Genomic DNA, 19,581 nt, shown 5'->3' on the forward strand with positions numbered 1-19,581 from the left:
GATTCCAATGAAAAAACTGGTGTTTTGTCTGGCCTTGCTGGCCGGTTGCGCGGCATGGAACCGGCCGATCAATCAGGCGTTGCAGGGCGAGAATGCCGCGCTGGTTGATGTCACCCCCGAAAGCATCGGCAAGGGAGAGCTTTATGTCGGTCTTGCCTTTTCGGGCGGCGGGATGCGGGCCTCGGCCTTTGCCTATGGGATGCTTGAGGAATTGCGGGCGCAAGGTGCCGTAACAGGCACGCCGAACGGGCTTCTGGATGATGTGCGGCTGGTCTCGGGTGTGTCGGGCGGGTCCGTCACGGCGGCGCAGTTCGGGCTTTACGGCCCGGCGGGGCTGACGGGTTACCGCGAGCGGTATCTTGTGACGAATGCCGAGAAATACATGGCCAATTCGCCGTTCAACCCGGTGACCATCGTCAAGGGGCTGGCGGGCGGGGCCAACGGACGCAAGACCTTTGCCCGCTATCTGGATGAGGTGCTGTTCAAGGGGGCCACCTTTGGCGATCTGCGGGCGCGTTCCAAGATCAAGACATGGATCAACGCCACCGACATGGCGAACAACACGCCCTTCCTGTTTTCGCCCGAAACTTTTGATGCCCTGTGTTCCGACCTGTCAAAGCTGCCGATCTCGGAAGCGGTGGCGGCTTCGGCGGCCTTCCCCCTGGTCTTCACCCCGGTCGTGCTTGAGGCGCATCAGGGTGACTGCGGCTATAAAGAGCCGGACTGGCTGACAGCGGCCCGCAACAACCCCGAGGCGACGGCGGCGATGAAGGCGCAGGGCCGGGCGCTGGAAAGCTATGCCAATCCCGAAGAGGTGAAATACGTCAAACTGCTGGATGGCGGCATCACCGACAACTTCGGCACCACCGGCCTTGCTGTGGAGCGTGCCCGCGCGCAGGCGCCCTATGCGCCGATGACGCCGGAAGAGGCGGTGCGGATGAAGCGGATGCTGTTTCTGGTCGCCAACGCGGGGGTTGAGGCGGATTACGGCTGGACCCAGAAAATCCCCGGCCCGGGGGGCGTGGGCCTTGGCATGTCGATCGCCACGGCCTCGATGTCTGCCGCCACAAGGTCGGGCTATGACGCGATGCGCGGTGAGTTGCGGCAATGGGAGGCCGAGCTGATCGAATGGCGCTGCGCCCTGCCCCCGGGCGAGGTGCGGCGGCTGCGCGGCACGCTGGACGGCTGGGATTGCAGCGACCTGAAGCTGTTCATCGGGCAGGCGAGTTTCGAAGGTGTTCCTGCCGACATGCGCAAGAAGCTGAACAAGGTGCCGACCCGGCTGAAGCTGAAAACCGAGGAAGTCGATCTGGTGATCGAGGCCGGGCGGCTGGCCACCCGCGCCACGCCCGAATTCAACGGCTTTCTCGCCTCGCTGGAGGGCAATGACGTGGACGCCCGCATTCAGAAGGGCATCGCAGCGGGCGGGCGGCGGATTGCGCCGGTCAGCAATTAGGGCAGGGCGCGCTTGGGGCCGCGCCCTGGGATAGTTGAGCCAAATGAAAGATCAGCCGGTTTGCAGCATCGGGCCGAGCATCTCGGTCAGAGCGGCGAGGGCTTCGTCGCGGTTCTCGCAGCGGGCGGGCAGGCGGATGGCGACGCTGGTGGCCCAGCCAAAGCGCGGCGCGGCTTCGGCGGTGAGGGCGATTTCCAGCCCCTTCGGCGTTAGGCTGACGGCGGCCAGCGCCTCATCATCGCCGAATTCTTCGTCGTTCACCTCAAACCAGACTGCACCGCCCTCTACCGGCTGGCGGAACAGGGCATAACCTTCGTCATCCTCTTCGACGAAACCGACAAAGCGGAAACCGTCGTCTTCGGTGACGGTGGCATAGGCGGCTTTCAGGGTGAGGTCGGCCATGGGAACTCCGTTCAGGTTTCGAGCGCGACCCAAAGGGCCATGAGGGTAAGGGTGGCCGCCCCGACGCGGTGCAGCCGGGCCGAGATGACGGGATCGGCGGCAAGGCGCCCTGCGGTTCCGGCGGCAGCGACCACGGCCAGATGGACCGCCGTGGCGATGGCGACATAAAGCGTTGCCAATGCGGCGCTTTCGCCGCGCCCGGCGCCGGGCGGCAGGAAACCGGGCAGGATCAGCAGAAAGAACAGCGCCGCCTTGGGGTTCAGCAGATTGGTGAGCAGGCCGCGGGAAAATGCCTGTCCCATCGTCTCGCCGCCGCCGGCGCGGTGGTGCGCCGGATCGCGGGCATCCCGCCAGCTTTCCCAGGCCAGCCAGAGCAGGAACCCTACCCCGGCCCAGCGCAGCGCCGTCAGAAGCGGCGGATGCGCCGAGATCAGCGCGCCGACGCCCAGCGACAAAAGCCCGCCCATCGCCGCCAGCCCCGCCGCCACACCCAGAACGGCGGCAAAAGCGGTGCGCCGCCCCTCGGTCGCCGCCAGAAGGGCGAGCCAGATCATGTTGGGGCCGGGCGTCAGCTCGATCACCAGCGCGGTGGCGGCAAAGGGCAGCAGTTGCATCGTCTCAATGCCATTTGGCAAGCGGCGGCAGGCTCATCAGCACGGCATTGGCATCATGGCCGGTTTCCAGCCCGAATTTCGTGCCCCGGTCATAGACGAGGTTGTATTCGGCATAAAGCCCGCGATGGACAAGCTGGGTGTCGCGGTCGGCCTCGGTCCAGGGGGTTTGCAGGCGGGCCTCGGTCACCGGCAGGAAGGCGGGCAGGAACGCCTCGCCCACGGCGCGGGTAAAGGCGAAATCGGCCTCCCAACTGCCCGAGTTCAGATCGTCATAGAAGATGCCGCCGACGCCCCGCGCCCGGCCCCGGTGCGGGACGAAGAAATATTCATCCGCCCAAGCCTTGAAGCGGGGGTAATAGGCCGGGTCATGGGCGTCGCAGGCGGCTTGCATCCGGCCATGGAAATGTGTGGTGTCAGCGGGATATTCGATGCAGGGGTTCAGATCGGCCCCGCCGCCGAACCATGCGGCCCCCGGCGTCCAGAACATCCGCGTGTTCATGTGGACGGCGGGGCAATGCGGATTGACCATATGGGCCACAAGGCTGATGCCCGAGGCCCAGAAGCGCGGGTCTTTGTCCATGCCGGGCACGCCGCGCGCGGCCATGGCGCGCTGTGCCTTGTCACCAAGGGTGCCGTGGACCTCGGACCAGTTGACGCCGACCTTTTCAAAGACGGTGCCGCCGCGCATCACGCTCATCAACCCGCCGCCGCCATCGGTGCGGGTGGTGGGGGTCACCTCGAACCGGCCGGGCGCGCGGGCGCCGGCATGGCGGGTTTCAAGGTCTTCAAAGGCGGCGACAATCTGGTCGCGCAGGCTGCGGAACCATTGGGCGGCACGGGCCTTGCGGTCGGTGAAATCGTCGGACATCGGGCGGGCCTCCTCTGGATGCCCTTCGTTAGCACCGGGGGCCGGCAGGCTCAACGCGGCTGATATGGCATAGCACGGCAGAGCGGCTATACTGGGCGGGTGTTTTCAGGAGGTTGCGATGAAACGTCTGGCCTTGCCCGCCCTCATGGTGCTGTCGGCCTGTGGCACGCCGCAGGAACAGTGCATTTCGGCGGCCACCCGTGACATGCGGATGGTGGACCGGCTGATCGCCGAGGCCGAGGGCAATCTGGCCCGCGGCTATGGCTATCAGGAGGTGACGGTCTGGACGACGCGCTGGGTGCGCTGCGGCCCGCTGCCGCCGCCCCATGCCGAGGGCGAGCCGCCCGCCAAGCCGCAGCTTTGTCTGGACGAAGTGCCCGAGACCATCCGCAAGCCGGTGGCGCTGGATCTGGGGGCCGAGGCGCAGAAGCTGGCCGGGCTGAAGGCCAAGCGGGCAGCACAGGCCAAGGCAGCGGCGCCACAAATCGCCGCCTGCAAGGCCGAATATCCCGAATAGCGCCCTAATGCGCCGGGGCAGAGACGCCATCAAGCAGGCTGCGCCCGCCATCCACCACCAGAACCTGCCCGGTCACGAAGGCAGCGGCGTCAGAGGCAAGGTATTGCACCGTCTCGACGATTTCGGTTGCCGGGGCGATGCGGCCCAGCGGCGTCGCGGACTCGATCGCGGGGCGCCAGCCGGGTTCTTCGCGCAAGAGGTTTTGCAGGCTGGCCGACATCACCGACCCCAGCGAGACCGCATTCACCCGGATGCGTTTCGGCGCCAGTGTCAGGGCCAGCGCACGGGTCATCTGTTCGACCGCGGCGCAAGAGATGGAATAGCCCATCAGCGTGGACAGCGTGCGCTGCGAGGTGATCGACGACAGGTTGATGATGGTGCCCGCCATGGCCGTGGTGTCTTCGTCGCGTTCGGCCTGCTGGATCATGCGCTTGGCCGTCATCTGCGACACGCGCAGCGCGGTCATCAGGTTCTGTTGCAGCATATCCTCGACGCAATCGGCGCCCAGCATCATCGGGTCCGAGCGTTTCATCACGCGCGAGGCATTGACCAGAATATCCACCCGGTCAAAGGCGTCGATGGTGGCGGAAAGCAGGTTGGTGATGGCCAGCTTTTCGCGCAGGTCACCTGCGAACATCCGCACGGCGCCTTCGCTGCGGGCCTCGTCGCCGATTTCGGCCTCAAGCTTGCCTTCGTCCATGTCGGCGAACATCACGCGGGCACCGCGGTCAAGGAAATGGCGGGCGATGGCAAGGCCAATCCCGTTGGCCGCGCCGGTAACAATGGCGGTCTTGCCGGTGATCGAAAAGGACATCGGAGGTCTCCGGTTTCAGCGCGCCCGGATCGGCAGGGCAGCGCGGGTCAGCCTGAAGGCGGCGTCGCCGCCAATCTCCTCGACCTGACGGAAGAGGATGGTGAGGCTGCGATCATAGGGCAGATGGCGGTTGGCCACCAGCCAGAGGCTGCCCGAGGGGGTCAGGTAACGGTGGGCGGCGCGGATGAACGCCTCGCCCAAGGCAGGATCGGGCGCGCGGCCGGTGTGAAACGGCGGGTTCATCACCACCGCATCCCAGAGTTTGGAGGGCTTGAAGGCGGGGACATCGGCCCAATGGAACCGCGCCCGCGGGTCTGGCAGGTTCACCTTTGCACAGGCCAGCGCCTCGGCCTCGGCCTCGACCAGATCCAGTTCGGCCACGCCGTCGCGTGCGAGGATGGCACGCGACAGACAACCCCAGCCGGCGCCCAGATCGGCCACCCTTGGGGGCAGTCGGGCGGGAAGCGCCGCCGCCAGCAGGGCCGAGCCACGATCCGGCCCATCGGCGGAAAAACAGAAGGGGCCGGTGGTAAAGCCTTCGACCTGCCGGGGCTGCGCGGCCCAGCCTGCCGGGGGCGGGGCAGCGCGCAACACCACCGCCTTGCCATGGGCTTTGGACAGAACCTCACCCATCAGCAGCCCTTCGGCGCGACAGGTTTTGATGATCGCCTCGATCCCGTCGGTCTTTTGCCCGTCCAAGAGCAGGGGCGCGCCGGGGGGCAGGGCGGCCAGCCCTTCGGCCAGCAGGGCAAGGGCAGCGGCGCGGGCGCGTGGCAGGCAGACCACGGCAGCGGCAAAGGGGCCGTCGCCGCTGGTCGCATAGCCTGCCTTCTGAAAGTGGTGAAAATCCGGGCGAAAGCCGGTGCGCACCACCACGCGGTCGCGCGGCAGGGGCGACAGATCGTCACCGGCGCGGGGGCGCAACACCAGAATGCCGCCCGCGGGCGGCAGCACCAAGGCACCCTCGTTCAGCGCCAGTTCAAGCCGCGCGGCCAGCATCGCCCGACCCCGCGCCTATTCCTTTTCCATGGTGCATTGCAGCGGATGCTGATGCCGGCGGGCGAAATCCATCACCTGCGCCACCTTGGTTTCGGCGATCTCAAAGCTGAAGACACCGACAACCGCCAGCCCCTTCTTATGCACCGTCAGCATGATTTCAAAGGCTTGCGCGTGGTTCAGGCCAAAGAACCGTTCCAGCACATGCACCACGAATTCCATCGGCGTATAGTCGTCATTCAGCAGCATCACCTTGTAAAGCGGCGGGCGCTGGGTGCGCGTCTTGGTCTTGGTCAACAGCGAGGTGTCGTCGCCGGGGCCATTGGGGCCAGAGGACTTGTCAGACATGACGGGTGCGCGCAGGGGCAAGGAAACCTCGCAAGGGGATTCGGAAACATCAGGGTTGCCGCGCACTATAGCGGATTTCCGGCTTGCGAAAAGGCCCCGGGCGGAACAGCTTGCCCGCAAAGGAGGAATCCATGCTGACCACCATCGGATTCGATGCCGACGATACGCTTTGGCAGAACGAGAGCTTCTTTCGCCTGACGCAGGAGCGGTTCACCACCCTGCTGGCCGACCATGCTGCGCCGGACCATTTGCAGGCCCGGCTTCTGGCGGCCGAGCGGCGCAATCTGGGCCACTACGGTTTTGGTGTGAAAGGCTTCACCCTGTCGATGATCGAAACCGCCGTCGAGGTGACCGAAGGCCGGGTGCCCGCCCGGGTGATCGGCGAGATTCTGGCGGCGGGGCGCGAGATGCTGGAGCATCCGATCCACCTTCTGCCCCATGCCCGCGCCGCCGTGACCACCCTTGCGGCGGAATACCGGGTGCTTCTGGTGACCAAGGGCGACCTTCTGGATCAAGAGCGAAAACTGGCGCAATCGGGCCTTGGCGATCTGTTCGACGGGGTGGAAATCGTCTCGAACAAGACACCGGAAATCTACAAGCTGGTCTTTGCCCGCCACGGCACCGGCGCCGATCAGGGGATGATGGTGGGCAACTCGCTCAAATCCGATGTGCTGCCGATGCTGGCGGCGGGCGGCTGGGGCGTGCATGTGCCGCATGAAATGACATGGGAGCTGGAAGCCGCCGATGCGCCACGCGGCGATGGCCGCTTTCACGACCTGACCGACCTGTCGCAATTGCCCGATCTTGTGGGCCGGGTCGCCGCCACCCACCAGACCTAGGGGGCGGGCAGGGGATGTCACCGGAATCCCGCTGTGAAGAAAATTCGTAAAGCCTTTGAATGGAAGGGGTTTTCCGACAATTTCCTTCATGCTAGCATTCCTCTCGCAAAGAAGGCTCCCGTTGAATGAGGAGCTGCAAGAGGCAGAGCAGATGACTGGGACAGTGGCGCACCTGCGGGGGCAATCCATTCGCAATTTCCTGTTTCTCGTGGCGCTCACGCTGATCGCAGCCTGTGGTGGTCCGCGCGAATCGAACGCCGCCCCGCCCTATGCCGCCCATGTCATGGATGCCCGCACCGGCGAGACGCTTTATGCCGAGAATGCCGATACGCGGCTGCACCCGGCCTCGCTGACCAAGATGATGACGCTTTACATCACCTTTGAAGAGATCGAGCGCGGCAATCTCTCGCTTGATACCATGGTCACGGTGTCGAAGAATGCCGCGGCGCAGCCGCCTTCGCGCCTTGGACTGAAGGCCGGGCAGAAGATTCAGGTGCGCTATCTGATCCGGGCGGCGGCGGTCAAATCGGCCAATGACGCGGCGGCGGCGCTGGGCGATTTCATCGGCGGTAATCAGGAAAAATTCGCCAACCGCATGACCCGCACCGCCAAGGCGCTGGGCATGAAGAACACGACCTTCAAGAATGCCAACGGGCTGACGGCCTCGGGGCATCTGTCCACAGCGCGCGACATGTCTGTGCTGGGGCGGCATCTGTTCTATGATTTTCCGCAGTATTACAACATCTTCTCGCGCCGCTCGACCGATGCGGGGCTGGCCACGGTGAACAACACCAACCGCCGCTTTCTGGACAAATACGACGGCGCCGACGGCATCAAGACCGGCTATACGGTGGCGGCCGGCTTCAACCTGACGGCTTCGGCTGAACGGGGCGGGGTCCGCATCATTGCGACCGTTTTCGGCGGCAGCTCGACCGACAACCGCAATGCCAAGATGGCCGATCTTCTGGATCTCGGCTTCCGCAAGGCCAAGCGCAACGTGCAGGAAGTGCCGCCGGTGATCGCGGCCCCTGCGGATAACGAACTGGTGGCCGAGGCCGCGCCCGATGATGGCCTGCCCGAGGTCGAAGGCGGCGCGGGCAAGACGCTGCGGCTGGTGACGGCGGTGGCAAATTCGCCCCGGCCGCTGGCCCGCCCGAATGCCGAAACGGTTGCCGCCGCCGGGCAGGTCGTGGCCTCGATTGCCGATGATATCGCGGGGGCTGTGGCCGAAGCCAATGCCGCGCCGCCGCCCGAAGGCACGCTTGAGGCGCAGCAACTTGCACTGGCCGAAATGCCGACCGATGTCGAGGCGCTGTCTGCCGCCGGTGCCGCCGCCGCGCCAGAGCCGCTGACCATCACCGCCAAAACCGTGGCAAGCCCGGTCACGCTGGTTGAATCCGCGCCCCGCCCGCCGAAACGCCGCGCGCCGATCTATGACGAAGCGCCGGTCGAAGAGGCCGTCGCCATGGCCGAACCCGCGGGCGAGGTGATCACCCGCGTCTCCACCTCGGGCGGGCGGCATTGGGGCATCAACGTGGGGCGTTTCAACACCTGGGGCGAGGCGGACCGCGCCCTGATGAAGACCCAACTGGCCGAAAGCGCCACGCTGGGCCAAAGCCTGCGCAAGGTCACCCAGAAGGGCGGTGGTTTTGACGCCAACTTCCTTGGCCTTGGTCAGGACGAGGCGGAACGTGCCTGTGCGCAGTTGCAGGCGCGCGGCGTGCAGTGCTTCACGATGGGGCCGTAAGATGCCGGATTATGTTCTGCCGCCGCCGCCGGTCGTTTCGGTTCCGGTAGACGGCGACAGCCGCCGCTTTCCGGTGCGCCGCATCTTCTGTGTCGGGCGCAATTATGCCGAACATGCCCGCGAGATGGGCGGCAACCCGGATGCCGAACCGCCGTTCTTCTTCACCAAGCCCGCCGATGCCGTGGTGGAAAGCGGCGCGGTTCTGCCCTTTCCGGTGGCAACCGCCGATCTGCACCACGAGGCGGAACTGGTGGTGGCGCTGGGTGCCGGGGGGGCCTTTGTTCCCACAGATGCGGCGCTGTCGCTGGTCTGGGGCTATGCGGCGGGCAATGACCTGACCCGACGCGATTTGCAAGCCGAAGCCAAGGCCGCGCGGCGGCCTTGGGATATGTCGAAGGGGTTTGACGCCTCGGCGGTGCTGGGGGCGATCCGCCCCGGTTCGGCGGTGCCGCAGGGCCGTATCCGTTGCCGTGTGGACGGGCGGGTGACGCAGGATGCCGACCTGTCCGAGATGATCTGGCCGGTGGCGGGCATCATCGCCCATCTGTCGCGGCTTGTGACACTGGCACCGGGCGATCTGATCTTTACCGGCACGCCTGCCGGGGTGGGCCCGATTTCCGCGCGGCAGACCTGTGTGGTCGAGGTCGAAGGGCTGGCTCCGGCTGCGGTGTCGTTCCGGTAATCAGCGCGGCTCTTCCGCCTTGGCGCGGGCGAGAAATCCGGCCAGAGCGCGGCTGGTGGTGGCCGTGGTGCCCGGCTTGTCCAGCGCGGCAAAGGGCAGCGGGCGGCAGGTCTCCATCGCGGCAAGACCGACACGGGCGGTCAGGGCGCCGTTCACCACCCCTTCGCCAAACCGCCGCGATAGCCGGCCCAGCACCCCGCCCGAAGCAAAGCTGCCCACCAGATCATCGGCCAGCGCCATGGCCCCGGCCCCCAGAAGCGCCGTGAAGACCCGCCGCAACAGGCGCAGGTTGCCAAGGGACGATGAGCGCCCGCCGTAGATTTCCGACAGCCGCCGGATCATCCGCAGGTTGGAATAAAGCGCCGTCGCCACATCGGCCAGCGCCATCGGCACCAGCGCCGTGACCATGGCCACCTGCCGCGCCGCCGCCTCGACTTCGGCCAGCGCGGCGCGGTCCAAGGGGGCCATCACCTCGGTTTCCACCAGATCGAGCAGGGCATCGGCATCCATCACCTCGCCCGCCCGCTCTTCCACCCGGGCAAGGCCCCAGCTTGCCTCGGGCCGCCCGGCGTAAAGCGCGGCAATTGCGGCCTTGACCCCCCGCGCTGCGGGCAAATCGGCAGCGGTGCGGGCCGCTTCGGCCCGGGCGCGCAGCCGGTCAATCCGCGCCATGCGGGCGAATCCCGCCGCCTCGCGCAGCGCCAGCAGCGCCAGAACCAGAACCGCCAGCCCGAAAAGACCGAAAGCCAGCCAGCCCAGCACCGTGTTCTGCGTGAAAAGCCGGGTGACGAAATCATAGGCCGCCACCGAGATCACCAGCGAGAACAGCGCCCCGAACACCCAGCGCGCGAACCGGCCAAGGGCCGAACCGCGTCTTGTGGTCAGCGCCGCCGCCGTCTGCATAGCGCGGCCTTGCGGCATCGGATCGGGCGGCGCCTCGGCCAGACCGGGGTCGGCGGGGGCACTGTCATCAAGCTCGACCACGGCGGGGCCGCGCAGGCGGGGATTTTCGTCAGTCAGATGCAGGGTCACAGCCGGTCTCCGAACAGGAATTCCGCCGCCCGGTCCAGCCGGATATGCGGCGGGCCTTCACCGGGGCGAAGGCTGGCGCGGGCGGGGGCAAAGGCCATCAGCCCGTAATCGGCATCCAGCCATTGCGCCGCCCCCTCGCGCGCGGGCGACAGCAGGCGCAACGGGTCGGAAGGCAATTCGCCCGGATACATCACCGCCTGCTTGCCGGTATCGAGCAGCCGCCCCCGCACCGCCGGCAGATCGGCGCCGCCCTGTGGCAGCCGGTCTTCGACCGTGCAGCGCAGCCCGGCCAACGACAGGGCCATGGTGTCCGCCCCGGCAAAATCGGCGCGCGATTTCGCCTCGCGCAGAAGCGCCTCGGTGATGGCGGTCAGGGCAGGGTGCTGTTCGTGGTGCAGATGGTCGGCCTTGGTTGCGGCGAACAGGATCTTTTCCACCCGCTTGCCGCCCAGAAGCGCCGAAAGCCAGCCGTTCACCCCGGGGCGGAAGGCGGTCAGCACCTCGGCCAGCGTGCGCCGCAGATCCTCGATCGCCCAGGGGCCGTGATGGATGGCGCCCAGCACATCGGCCAGCACGATCTGCCGGTCCACCTTGGCGAAATGATCGCGGAAGAAGGGGCGCACCACGCGGTCCTTATAGGCCTCATAGCGCCGCGCCATCTCGCGCCAGAGGCAGCCGCGCGGGGTATGGGCCGGGCGGGGTAGAGGCGCAAAGGTCAGCACCGGGCTTCCCGCAAGATCGCCCGGCAAAAGGAACCGCCCCGGCGTGCAATCGGACCAGCCTTTGGCGCGGGCGGTGTGAAGATAGGTGGTGAAGAGGCCGGCAAGGTTCTGAATCTTGCCCTCATCCAGCGGCAGCGCCCCATCCTCGGCCCTTGCGGTGGCCATGAACCCCGCCGCCTCGGGGCGGCGGTCCAGCCGGGACAGCGTCGCCTCGGACCATTCGTCAAAGCTCTTGTCCATCAGCGCGAGGTCAAGAAGCCATTCCCCCGGATAATCGACGATATCCAGATGCAACGTGCGCGGCCCGCCAAAGCCGCCGAAAAAGCCCTTGGACCGCGTGCGGAACGACAGGCGCAATTCGCTGACGGCGCGGGTCGATTGCGGCCAGCGCGGATTGTCGCCGGTCATCGCCGCCAGATGGTCTTCATAGGCAAAGCGCGGCAGGGTGTCGTCGGGTTGCGGCTGCAGATAGACCGCCTCGATCCGGCCTTCGGTTGCGGCACGCAATTGCGGCATCCGACCCCGTTCCAGGAGATTGGCGACAAGGCCGGTGATGAACACCGTCTTGCCCGCCCGGCTCAGTCCGGTGACACCCAGCCGGATCACCGGCTCGAATGCCGGGCCGCCAAGTGCGCCCAGACTGCGGCCGATCCCGTCGGTAATGGCATTGAAAACCAAGGCGCGCCCCCTTTGACCGCCTCAAGATAGGCAGCCGGGCCGGGAAAGGGTAGGGGGGAATGGACAGCGCCGGGCGGGCAGGCTAACCCGGAGCCATGCCAAGATATGCGCTGAAGATCGAATATGACGGTGGCCCCTTTGCCGGATGGCAGCGGCAGGCGCAGGGGCTGGCCTCGGTTCAGGGCGCTGTCGAAGCGGCGCTGGCGCGGCTTGAGCCCGGCCCCCATACCATCGCCGCCGCTGGGCGCACCGATGCCGGGGTCCATGCGCTGGGGCAGGTGGCGCATTGCGACCTTGCCCGCGACTGGGCGCCGTTCCGTCTGGGCGAGGCGCTGAACCATCACCTGCGCCCGGCGCCGGTTGCGGTGCTGGCGGTGGCGCAGGTGGAGGACGATTTCCACGCCCGGTTTTCGGCACGCGAGCGGCGTTATGTCTTTCGGCTGATCGCCCGCCGCGCGCCGGTCACGCATGACCGGGGCCGGGTCTGGCAGGTGCAGAACCCGCTGGATATCGACGCGATGCGGCAGGGCGCGGCGTATCTGGTCGGGCACCACGATTTCACCACCTTCCGCTCGACGCTTTGTCAGGCGAAAAGCCCGGTGAAATCGCTGGATGAAATCAGCATCGAGGAACTGCCCTATCCGGGCGGCATCGAATACCGGCTGTTTCTGCGGGCGCGGTCGTTCCTGCACAATCAGGTCCGCTCGATCACCGGCACGCTGGAGCGGGTGGGGGCAGGGGCCTGGCCGCCCGAACGGGTGGCCGAGGCGCTTGCAGCCCGCGACCGCGCCGCCTGCGGCCCGGTCTGCCCGCCGCAGGGGCTGTATCTGAGCGGGGTCGGCTATCCGGCCGATCCTTTCGCCGGCTGATCCGGCGCGGGGGAGCAGACAGCCCCCTGCGACGATGCAACCGGGTGGACCGGCGGCGGGCTAAGGGCTACACCGGAAGGGCACAACCGGAGCCGCGCCCCATGCCCCTGTCCGACCTTCTTCTCAGCCAGCTTGCCGACCCTTTCCGCATCGGGCTTCTCCTTGCCCTGATCGTGACCATGCAGCGCACGCGGGCGGCGACGGGCGTCTGGCTGCCGCTGGCGGCGGGGGCGCTGTTCGTGGCGGTGATCATCCCGGTCACGGCGCAGCGTGCGGGCTTGCCGCTGCCGCTCTGGCAGGTGGTGGCGGTGGGGGTGGTGGCGAATGTCATCCTGCTCGCCATCGCGCTGGCGGCATGGGAAGCCTATCGGCGCCTGCGCGGCTGATCTTTTCGGACAAGGCAGACGCCGCCCCGGACCCTCCGCGGGCGGCTTTTCCATGGGTGGGCCGGACCAATGAAAAGGGCCGGGGTGTTGGCACCCCGGCCCTTCTGCTTCCATCTTGTGACCGATCAGTTGCTGTCGGCGAAGATGTTCTTCTTGTGGGTGCCGTTCGGAACGAAGATCGTGCCGATCACCACGGTCATCAGGGCGACCACGATCGCATACCAGAGACCCGCATAGATGTTGCCCGACTGTGCCGAGATGGCGAAGGCGGTTGCCGGCAGCAGGCCCCCGAACCAGCCGTTGCCGATGTGGTAGGGCAGCGACAGACCGGAGTAGCGGATGCGGGTCGGATAGAGTTCCACCAGCATGGCGGCGATCGGACCGTAAACCATCGTCACCAGAATGATGAGGTAGGTCAGGGTCAGGATGATCGTCAGCTTCTGCGCGGTGAAGATGTCGATGAAGTTCGACGCCTTGGCGATGGTGGTGTTGTCGGCGGCAACCAGCGGATAGCCGGCGGCCTTGAGCGCCTCGTTCACCGATTTCTCGAAGGCGGCCTTCACGCCGTTGGCGGCATCCAGCGCAGCTTGTGCGGCGTCGGTGGCAGCCTGATCGGTGCCGGCCTTGGCGGTTTCCAGCGCGGCTTTCGCGTCGGCAATCGCCTTGGAGTTGGCTGCGCCGTCATAGGATTCGATGACGGTTTCGCCGATCTTGACGGTGGCGGGCTTGCCCGCTTCGCCGGCGACGGTGGTCGAATTCACCGAGGTCTTCGACAGCAGGGCCTTGGCGATGTCGCAGGAGTTGGTGAACTTGACAGTGCCGGTCGGGTTGAACTGGAACGAGCAGTCAGCCGGGTCGGCGGTCACGGTCACTTCGGTCAGTTGGGCGTTGTAGAGCGCCGGGTTGGCGGTCTGGGTCAGGAACTTGAACACCGGGAAGAAGGTGATCGCCCCGATCAGGCAGCCGGCAAGGATGATCGGCTTGCGGCCGATCTTGTCGGACAGACGGCCGAAGAAGATGAAGCCATAGGTGCCGAGGATCAGCGACCAGGCCACAAAGACGTTGGCCGAGAAGCTGTCAACCTTGATCACGTTCTGCATGAAGAACAGCGCATAGAACTGGCCCGAATACCAGACCACCGCTTGACCGGCGGTCAGGCCGAAGAGCGCGATCAGCGCGATCTTGGCGTTCTTCCACTGACCGAAGGCTTCACGCAGCGGAGCCTTGGACTGGGCGCCCTCTTCCTTCATCTTCTTGAAGGCGGGGGATTCGTTCATCTGCAGACGGATGTAGAGCGAGATCAGCAGCAGGAAGATCGAGCCCAGGAACGGAATGCGCCAGCCCCAGAGATCGAAAGCCTTGATCATCTTGGCGGTGCCGTCGGCGTTCAGCACGGCGACGCCGTTCTGCACCAGTTCGGTTTCCGGCCAGTTGCCGTTGATATAGCCCTGCACCAGCAGGATCACGACCAGCGAGAGCAGCAGACCCAGCGTGGCCGTGGTCTGGATGAAGGCGGTGAAATAGCCGCGCTGGTTCTGCGGCGCGTGTTCGGCCACATAGACCGCCGCACCACCGTATTCGCCGCCGAGGGCGAGGCCCTGCAACATCCGCAGCGCGATCAGGATGATCGGCGCGGCCATGCCCCAGCTTTCATAGCCGGGCAGCAGGCCGACGAGGAAGGTCGAGGCGCCCATGATCAGGATGGTGGCAAGGAAGGTATACTTCCGGCCGATCAGGTCGCCCAGCATCCCGAACACCAGCGCGCCGAACGGGCGCACGATGAAGCCCGCCGCGAAGGCCAGAAGCGCGAAGACGTTGCGCGTGGCTTCGGGGAACGAGGTGAAGAACTGCGCGCCGATGATCGCGGCCAGCGAGCCGTAAAGGTAGAAGTCATACCATTCAAAGATGGTGCCGGCGGACGAAGCAAGGATAACCTTCTTCTCTTCCCCGGTCATCGGGCGCGAGCGTGCGCTCACGTCTGCGGATGTGTTAGCCATGTGGCCTCCCCTGTGTTGCCCGGCCTTCGCCGGTTCCCTTGCGGCGCCTTCGTCCGGCCTTTGGCCTGATCTCGGGCGCCTCTCCCTCGTCCCTCCCCGCCCGGCCTGACGCCCGGGCGCGGCATTCCGTTTACGCCGCGACGCCGGCCACGATCCGGCCAAGGCTGCTGCGGATCTCGGCGATGGCACCCATCGCGTCGAGCTTTTCCAGCACGCCCTTGCCATCGTAATAGGCGATCAGCGGGGCCGTCTGGGCGTGATAGGCTTTCAGCCGTTCGCGCACCGTTTCGGCATTGTCGTCGGCCCGGCGCTTGAAGCTGGAGCCGCCGCATTTGTCGCAAACCCCCGCCACGGCGGGTTGCTTGAACTCGTCATGGTAGCCTTCGCCGCAAGCGCAGGTGTAGCGGCCGGACACCCGGCCCACCATCGCCTCGTCATCCACCTCAAGGCTGATGGCGGCGGTCACCTTTTGCCCGGTGGCCGCAAGCAGCGCATCCAGCGCCGCCGCCTGACCCGCCGTGCGCGGAAAACCGTCAAGGATGATACCCTTGGCCACATCCGGCTGCGCCATGCGGTCTTTCAGGATCGCCAGAACGATCTCGTCCGACACCAGTTGCCCGGCCTCCATCACCGCCTTGGCACGCTTGCCGGCTTCGGTGCCTGCGGCCACGGCGGCGCGCAAGAGGTCGCCGGTGGAAAGCTGGACCAGACCGAAATCTTCCTCCAGCATCCGGGCTTGCGTGCCCTTGCCGGCCCCGGGGGGGCCAAGCAGGATCAGGACGGGCGCTTGTGCGGTCATCGGTTCAGCCCCGGTTCATGCGGTTGGCAATCAGCTCATCCACCACCGACGGATCGGCGAGGGTCGAGGTATCGCCCAGCGCGCCATAGTCGTTCTCGGCGATCTTGCGCAGGATGCGGCGCATGATCTTGCCCGAGCGGGTCTTGGGCAGGCCGGGGGCCCATTGGATCAGGTCGGGCTTGGCAATCGGGCCGATTTCGGTGCGAACCCAAGCCTCAAGTTCTTTGCGCAGGGCGTCGGTGGGTTCCACGCCGTTCATCAGGGTGACGTAGGCATAGATGCCCTGTCCCTTGATGTCGTGGGGGTAGCCGACCACGGCGCTTTCCGCGACCTTCGGGTGGGCGACCAGCGCCGATTCCACTTCCGCCGTGCCCATCCGGTGGCCGGAGACGTTGATCACGTCATCCACGCGGCCGGTGATCCAGTAGTAACCATCCGCATCGCGGCGGCAGCCGTCGCCGGTGAAGTAGTAACCGCGATACTGGCCGAAATACGCCTCTTCAAAGCGTTGATGGTCGCCCCAGAGGGTGCGCATCTGTCCCGGCCAGCTGTCGGCGATGCACAGCACGCCATCGGTTTCGGTGGCTTCCTGCACCTGCGCGTTGGACGGGTCCAGCACGATGGGCTTGACGCCGAAGAAGGGCAGGGTGGCCGAACCGGGCTTTTGCGGCACGGCACCCGGCAGCGGGGTGATCAGATGGCCGCCGGTTTCCGTCTGCCAGAAGGTATCGACGATGGGGCAGCGGCCCTTGCCGACATGGGTGTTATACCAGTTCCACGCCTCGGGGTTGATCGGCTCGCCCACCGAACCCAGGAGTTTCAGGCTGGAGAGGTCGTGCTTTTCCACCCATTCGGCGCCAAGGCCCATCAGGCTGCGGATCGCGGTCGGGGCGGTGTAGAACTGATTGACCTTATGCTTGGCGCAGACTTCCCAGAAGCGGCCCGCGTCGGGGAAGGTCGGCACGCCTTCAAACATCACGGTGGTCGCGCCATTGGCCAGCGGGCCATAGACGATATAGCTATGGCCGGTAACCCAACCCACATCGGCCGTGCACCAGAACACGTCGCCATCATGGTAATCGAAGGTGATCTGCTGCGTCATCGCGGCATAAACCAGATAGCCGCCCGAGGTATGCACCACCCCCTTCGGCTTGCCGGTGGAACCCGAGGTGTAAAGAATGAACAGCGGGTCTTCGGCGCCCACCTCGACATAGGGGCAATAGGGGCGGGCTTCGGCCATCTCGGCCTTGACGTCGAAATCGCGGCCATCAACCCAGGTGGTCTGGTCGCCGGTATGCTTGACCACAAGGCATTTCACCCGGTCGTCACAATGCAGGAGGGCGGCATCGGTGTTGGATTTGAGCGCGGTCTTCTTGCCGCCACGGGGGGCGTAATCGGCGGTGATCACCACCTTGGCTTCGGAATCGTTGATCCGGTTGGCCAGCGCGTCGGGCGAGAAGCCCGCAAAGACGATCGAATGGATGGCGCCGATCCGCGCACAGGCCAGCATGGCATAGGCCGCTTCGGGGATCATCGGCAGATAGATCACCACCCGGTCGCCCTTGGTCACGCCATGCGCCTTCAGCACATTGGCCATGCGGCAGGTGTTTTCCAGAAGCTGGGTATAGGTGATGTGGCGGGCCGGGGTCTTGGGGTCATCGGGTTCCCAGATGATCGCGGTCTGGTTGGCGCGGTCGATCAGGTGGCGGTCGATGCAGTTGGCCGAAACGTTCAGCGTGCCGTCCTCGAACCATTTGATCGAGACATTGCCGAATTCGAACGAGGTGTCTTTGACCTTGGTATAGGGCTTGATCCAGTCGATCCGCTGGCCTTCGACGGCCCAGAACCCCTCGGGGTCATTGACCGAGGCGGCGTATTTGGCCGCATATTGCTCGGCATTGACATGGGCATGGGCGACGAAATCCGCCGATGCGCTGTAAAGGCCGGTGGCCTGACCCGTTTCTGCCATAAGTTCCTCCTCGATCCCAAAGCGGCTGTCAGAACCGCCTTTGCACGGCCTGCGCGGCGCGCAAGTCTCCCCCGTTTCATGGCATGATAACGCTTTTGTAAACGAAAGTGTAACTCTTTTTATCATCAGTATTTTCTTGTAAAAATATTGACAATGTTAGCGGTGAAGCCTGTAAATCCTTCGAAAAAGGGCAATGAAATGACAGGGGCGTGATCGGGGCCGTGATCGGCCCTTGGGGCAGCGGTGCCGCGCCGCCCGCGCGGCGCCGTGACGCGGCGTCATGTCGCTGCGTCGCGGCAATGGCGCAAGGGGCCGTCTACTCACCCTGCGGGCGAATCGCCTGGCGGTCTTTCGACAGTCTTGCGCGGCGGTGCCGCGCCCCCCGTCAGCAGCGCCGGAACAGAGATGGTCAGCAGCACCGCCGCCAGCGGCAGCGAGAAATAGAACCCCATGGCGCCATAGCCCACGGCCCCCACTACGCCACCGGCCAGAAAGCCGGTCACCTGCAACACCAGAATGCTCAGTTTGCGGCGGTCGGCCCGCACCCCGCTGCCGGGTTGCAGCGTGCCGAACACCGTCCGGCCCAGTTCGATGCCGATATCGGTCACCATCCCCGTTGCATGGGTGGTGCGGATGCGGGCGCCCGACAGTTTGGTGATCGTGGCATTCTGCATCCCCATGATAAAGCACAGGCAGGCCAGCGAAAACAGCCGCCCCGCTTCGGAGGTAAAGATCCAGCCCCAGGAGAAGCAGATCAGAAAGCAGCCCTGCACCGCGATGGGCAGGGCGTATTGATGCTGGCTGTGGCGGGTGCGTGCCCAATTGATCAGGATGGCCGAAAAGGCAGCCCCCGCGATGAAGGCCGCCAGCGCCAGCAGGCTGACGAAGCTGATCCACAGGTTCAGGATCGCCAGATTGTCGGCCAGTTGCGCCAGATACCCCGTCATATGCGAGGTATACTGCCCCAGCGCAAAGAACCCGCCCGCATTGGCCGCGCCCGCCACCGCCGCCAGCACCACGGCAAGCTGGCGGTCCTCTGCCTCGGACCGCTCGGGGTGAACCAGCCGCCCGCGCACGCTTTGCCGCAGGGTCACGGGTGGCCCTCCGGCGTGCCGGGTGATGGTTCGGAACGGGTCATGTCAGCTCCGCTGCGGTCGGGGTGACAATCCACCCAAAGGGGCAAAACGGGTCATGTGCGGAAAGACTTGGGCGAAAATATCGGCTTGGCCAGAAGACCTCTGCCCCGGCCGCTTGTCAACGCCCCCGCCGCCGCAGCCGTCAAAGTGGCTGGCATCGCCGCGCGAAACCGGCTAGCTGGGGATGGTGACTGTTTCTGTCAACTATCTGGAGTCCGCAATGACCACCCGCCCCGATCCCGTCGCGCCGGCCGATGATGCCGCCCGCGCCCAGGCCCGCGACATGCTGCGGGCGGCCAATCATGCGGCCCTGTCATGGCTTGAGGCGGACGGCACCCCGGGCATCAGCCGCATCGCCTTTGGCCTTGATCCCGAAGGCGTGCCGATGACGCTGATCTCGGGTCTGGCGCCGCATTCACCGGCGCTGAAGGCGCGGGCGGCCTGCGCGGTGATGGTGGGTGAGGTCGGGGTCAAGGGCGATCCCCTGACCCATCCGCGCCTGATGGTTCGCGCCCGGGCGCAGTTCATCGCGCCCGATGATCCCGCGCGTCCCGCCCTGCGTGCCCATTGGCTGAAGGGCCACCCGAAGGCGGCCCTTTATGTCGATTTCCCCGATTTCGCCTTTGTCCTGCTTGAACCTTTGGGCGCCCTGCTGAACGGCGGGTTCGGCAAGGCGTTCCGGTTCGAGGCGGCCGATCTGCGGGCCTGAC

At 66.0% G+C, this 19,581-nt stretch carries 20 protein-coding genes; 8 read left to right on the forward strand and 12 right to left on the reverse strand.

Going from position 1 to position 19,581, the window contains the following annotated elements:
* The first annotated feature begins 7 nt into the window (after positions 1-7).
* Complete coding sequence (locus HS053_RS02245) at positions 8-1,456, forward strand: patatin-like phospholipase family protein (protein ID WP_174209550.1); 1,449 nt, start codon at positions 8-10, stop codon at positions 1,454-1,456.
* A gap of 51 nt (positions 1,457-1,507) precedes the next feature.
* Here HS053_RS02245 and HS053_RS02250 read toward each other — a convergent pair whose 3' ends face one another.
* The 3 genes from HS053_RS02250 to hemF are packed head-to-tail and all read right to left on the reverse strand — an operon-like array spanning position 1,508 to position 3,340.
* The gene (locus tag HS053_RS02250) at positions 1,508-1,858 is read right to left on the reverse strand and encodes a hypothetical protein (RefSeq protein WP_174209551.1); all 351 of its coding nucleotides are present in this window, start codon (positions 1,856-1,858) and stop codon (positions 1,508-1,510) included.
* A gap of 11 nt (positions 1,859-1,869) precedes the next feature.
* Complete coding sequence (locus HS053_RS02255) at positions 1,870-2,472, reverse strand: LysE family translocator (protein WP_174209552.1); 603 nt, start codon at positions 2,470-2,472, stop codon at positions 1,870-1,872.
* A gap of 4 nt (positions 2,473-2,476) precedes the next feature.
* Positions 2,477-3,340 carry an oxygen-dependent coproporphyrinogen oxidase gene (gene hemF, locus HS053_RS02260; RefSeq protein WP_174209553.1) on the reverse strand — a complete coding sequence of 288 codons (864 nt, stop codon included), beginning with the start codon at positions 3,338-3,340 and terminating at the stop codon, positions 2,477-2,479.
* Between the two features lie 118 nt (positions 3,341-3,458).
* On the opposite strand from hemF, the gene HS053_RS02265 reads away from it, so the two are divergent.
* A complete protein-coding gene (locus HS053_RS02265) occupies positions 3,459-3,857 on the forward strand; it encodes a hypothetical protein (RefSeq protein ID WP_174209554.1) in 399 nt (132 codons plus the stop codon).
* Positions 3,858-3,861: 4 nt separating this feature from the next.
* Here HS053_RS02265 and HS053_RS02270 read toward each other — a convergent pair whose 3' ends face one another.
* Genes HS053_RS02270 through clpS form a run of 3 tightly spaced genes read right to left on the reverse strand, consistent with a single transcriptional unit; the run spans position 3,862 to position 6,015 of the window.
* Positions 3,862-4,671, reverse strand: a complete 810-nt coding sequence (locus HS053_RS02270) for an SDR family NAD(P)-dependent oxidoreductase (protein WP_174209555.1) — start codon at positions 4,669-4,671, stop codon at positions 3,862-3,864.
* Positions 4,672-4,686: 15 nt separating this feature from the next.
* Complete coding sequence (locus HS053_RS02275) at positions 4,687-5,670, reverse strand: class I SAM-dependent methyltransferase (RefSeq protein WP_174209556.1); 984 nt, start codon at positions 5,668-5,670, stop codon at positions 4,687-4,689.
* Positions 5,671-5,685: 15 nt separating this feature from the next.
* Positions 5,686-6,015 carry an ATP-dependent Clp protease adapter ClpS gene (gene clpS / locus HS053_RS02280; RefSeq protein WP_174209557.1) on the reverse strand — a complete coding sequence of 110 codons (330 nt, stop codon included), beginning with the start codon at positions 6,013-6,015 and terminating at the stop codon, positions 5,686-5,688.
* Between the two features lie 131 nt (positions 6,016-6,146).
* Between clpS and HS053_RS02285 the strand changes: the two genes are divergently transcribed.
* From HS053_RS02285 to HS053_RS02295, 3 genes are all read left to right on the forward strand, one after another.
* Positions 6,147-6,854, forward strand: coding sequence for an HAD family hydrolase (locus HS053_RS02285; RefSeq protein ID WP_174209558.1), 708 nt, complete (start codon positions 6,147-6,149; stop codon positions 6,852-6,854).
* Between the two features lie 151 nt (positions 6,855-7,005).
* Positions 7,006-8,601 carry a D-alanyl-D-alanine carboxypeptidase family protein gene (locus HS053_RS02290; protein WP_241699719.1) on the forward strand — a complete coding sequence of 532 codons (1,596 nt, stop codon included), beginning with the start codon at positions 7,006-7,008 and terminating at the stop codon, positions 8,599-8,601.
* A 1-nt stretch (position 8,602) separates the two neighbouring features.
* Complete coding sequence (locus tag HS053_RS02295) at positions 8,603-9,283, forward strand: fumarylacetoacetate hydrolase family protein (protein ID WP_174209560.1); 681 nt, start codon at positions 8,603-8,605, stop codon at positions 9,281-9,283.
* Here HS053_RS02295 and HS053_RS02300 read toward each other — a convergent pair whose 3' ends face one another.
* Together HS053_RS02300 and HS053_RS02305 are read right to left on the reverse strand one after the other, a co-directional pair.
* Positions 9,284-10,315, reverse strand: a complete 1,032-nt coding sequence (locus HS053_RS02300; RefSeq protein ID WP_347233282.1) for a YcjF family protein — start codon at positions 10,313-10,315, stop codon at positions 9,284-9,286.
* Complete coding sequence (locus tag HS053_RS02305; protein ID WP_174209561.1) at positions 10,312-11,715, reverse strand: YcjX family GTP-binding protein; 1,404 nt, start codon at positions 11,713-11,715, stop codon at positions 10,312-10,314. The genes HS053_RS02300 and HS053_RS02305 overlap by 4 nt, the downstream gene beginning before the upstream one ends.
* Before the next feature lie 95 nt (positions 11,716-11,810).
* Here HS053_RS02305 and truA point away from each other — a divergent pair, with 95 nt between their 5' ends.
* Both truA and HS053_RS02315 read left to right on the forward strand, forming a co-directional pair.
* Complete coding sequence (gene truA / locus HS053_RS02310; RefSeq protein WP_174209562.1) at positions 11,811-12,584, forward strand: tRNA pseudouridine(38-40) synthase TruA; 774 nt, start codon at positions 11,811-11,813, stop codon at positions 12,582-12,584.
* A gap of 101 nt (positions 12,585-12,685) precedes the next feature.
* Positions 12,686-12,970 carry a hypothetical protein gene (locus HS053_RS02315; RefSeq protein WP_174209563.1) on the forward strand — a complete coding sequence of 95 codons (285 nt, stop codon included), beginning with the start codon at positions 12,686-12,688 and terminating at the stop codon, positions 12,968-12,970.
* A 125-nt stretch (positions 12,971-13,095) separates the two neighbouring features.
* Here HS053_RS02315 and HS053_RS02320 read toward each other — a convergent pair whose 3' ends face one another.
* From HS053_RS02320 to HS053_RS02335, 4 genes are all read right to left on the reverse strand, one after another.
* Positions 13,096-14,967, reverse strand: coding sequence for an MFS transporter (locus HS053_RS02320; RefSeq protein ID WP_194245481.1), 1,872 nt, complete (start codon positions 14,965-14,967; stop codon positions 13,096-13,098).
* A gap of 130 nt (positions 14,968-15,097) precedes the next feature.
* Complete coding sequence (locus HS053_RS02325) at positions 15,098-15,766, reverse strand: adenylate kinase (protein WP_174209564.1); 669 nt, start codon at positions 15,764-15,766, stop codon at positions 15,098-15,100.
* 4 nt (positions 15,767-15,770) lie between these two features.
* Entirely contained in the window at positions 15,771-17,735 is a 1,965-nt protein-coding gene (acs, locus tag HS053_RS02330; RefSeq protein WP_174209565.1) for an acetate--CoA ligase, read from the reverse strand.
* Positions 17,736-18,055: 320 nt separating this feature from the next.
* Positions 18,056-18,829 carry a DUF1275 family protein gene (locus HS053_RS02335; RefSeq protein ID WP_206677571.1) on the reverse strand — a complete coding sequence of 258 codons (774 nt, stop codon included), beginning with the start codon at positions 18,827-18,829 and terminating at the stop codon, positions 18,056-18,058.
* A 262-nt stretch (positions 18,830-19,091) separates the two neighbouring features.
* Between HS053_RS02335 and HS053_RS02340 the strand changes: the two genes are divergently transcribed.
* Complete coding sequence (locus HS053_RS02340; protein ID WP_174209566.1) at positions 19,092-19,580, forward strand: HugZ family pyridoxamine 5'-phosphate oxidase; 489 nt, start codon at positions 19,092-19,094, stop codon at positions 19,578-19,580.
* Position 19,581 lies beyond the last annotated feature (1 nt).

The sequence above is a fragment of the Tabrizicola fusiformis genome, from assembly GCF_013328815.1.
In the GTDB taxonomy this organism is placed as follows: domain Bacteria; phylum Pseudomonadota; class Alphaproteobacteria; order Rhodobacterales; family Rhodobacteraceae; genus Fuscibacter.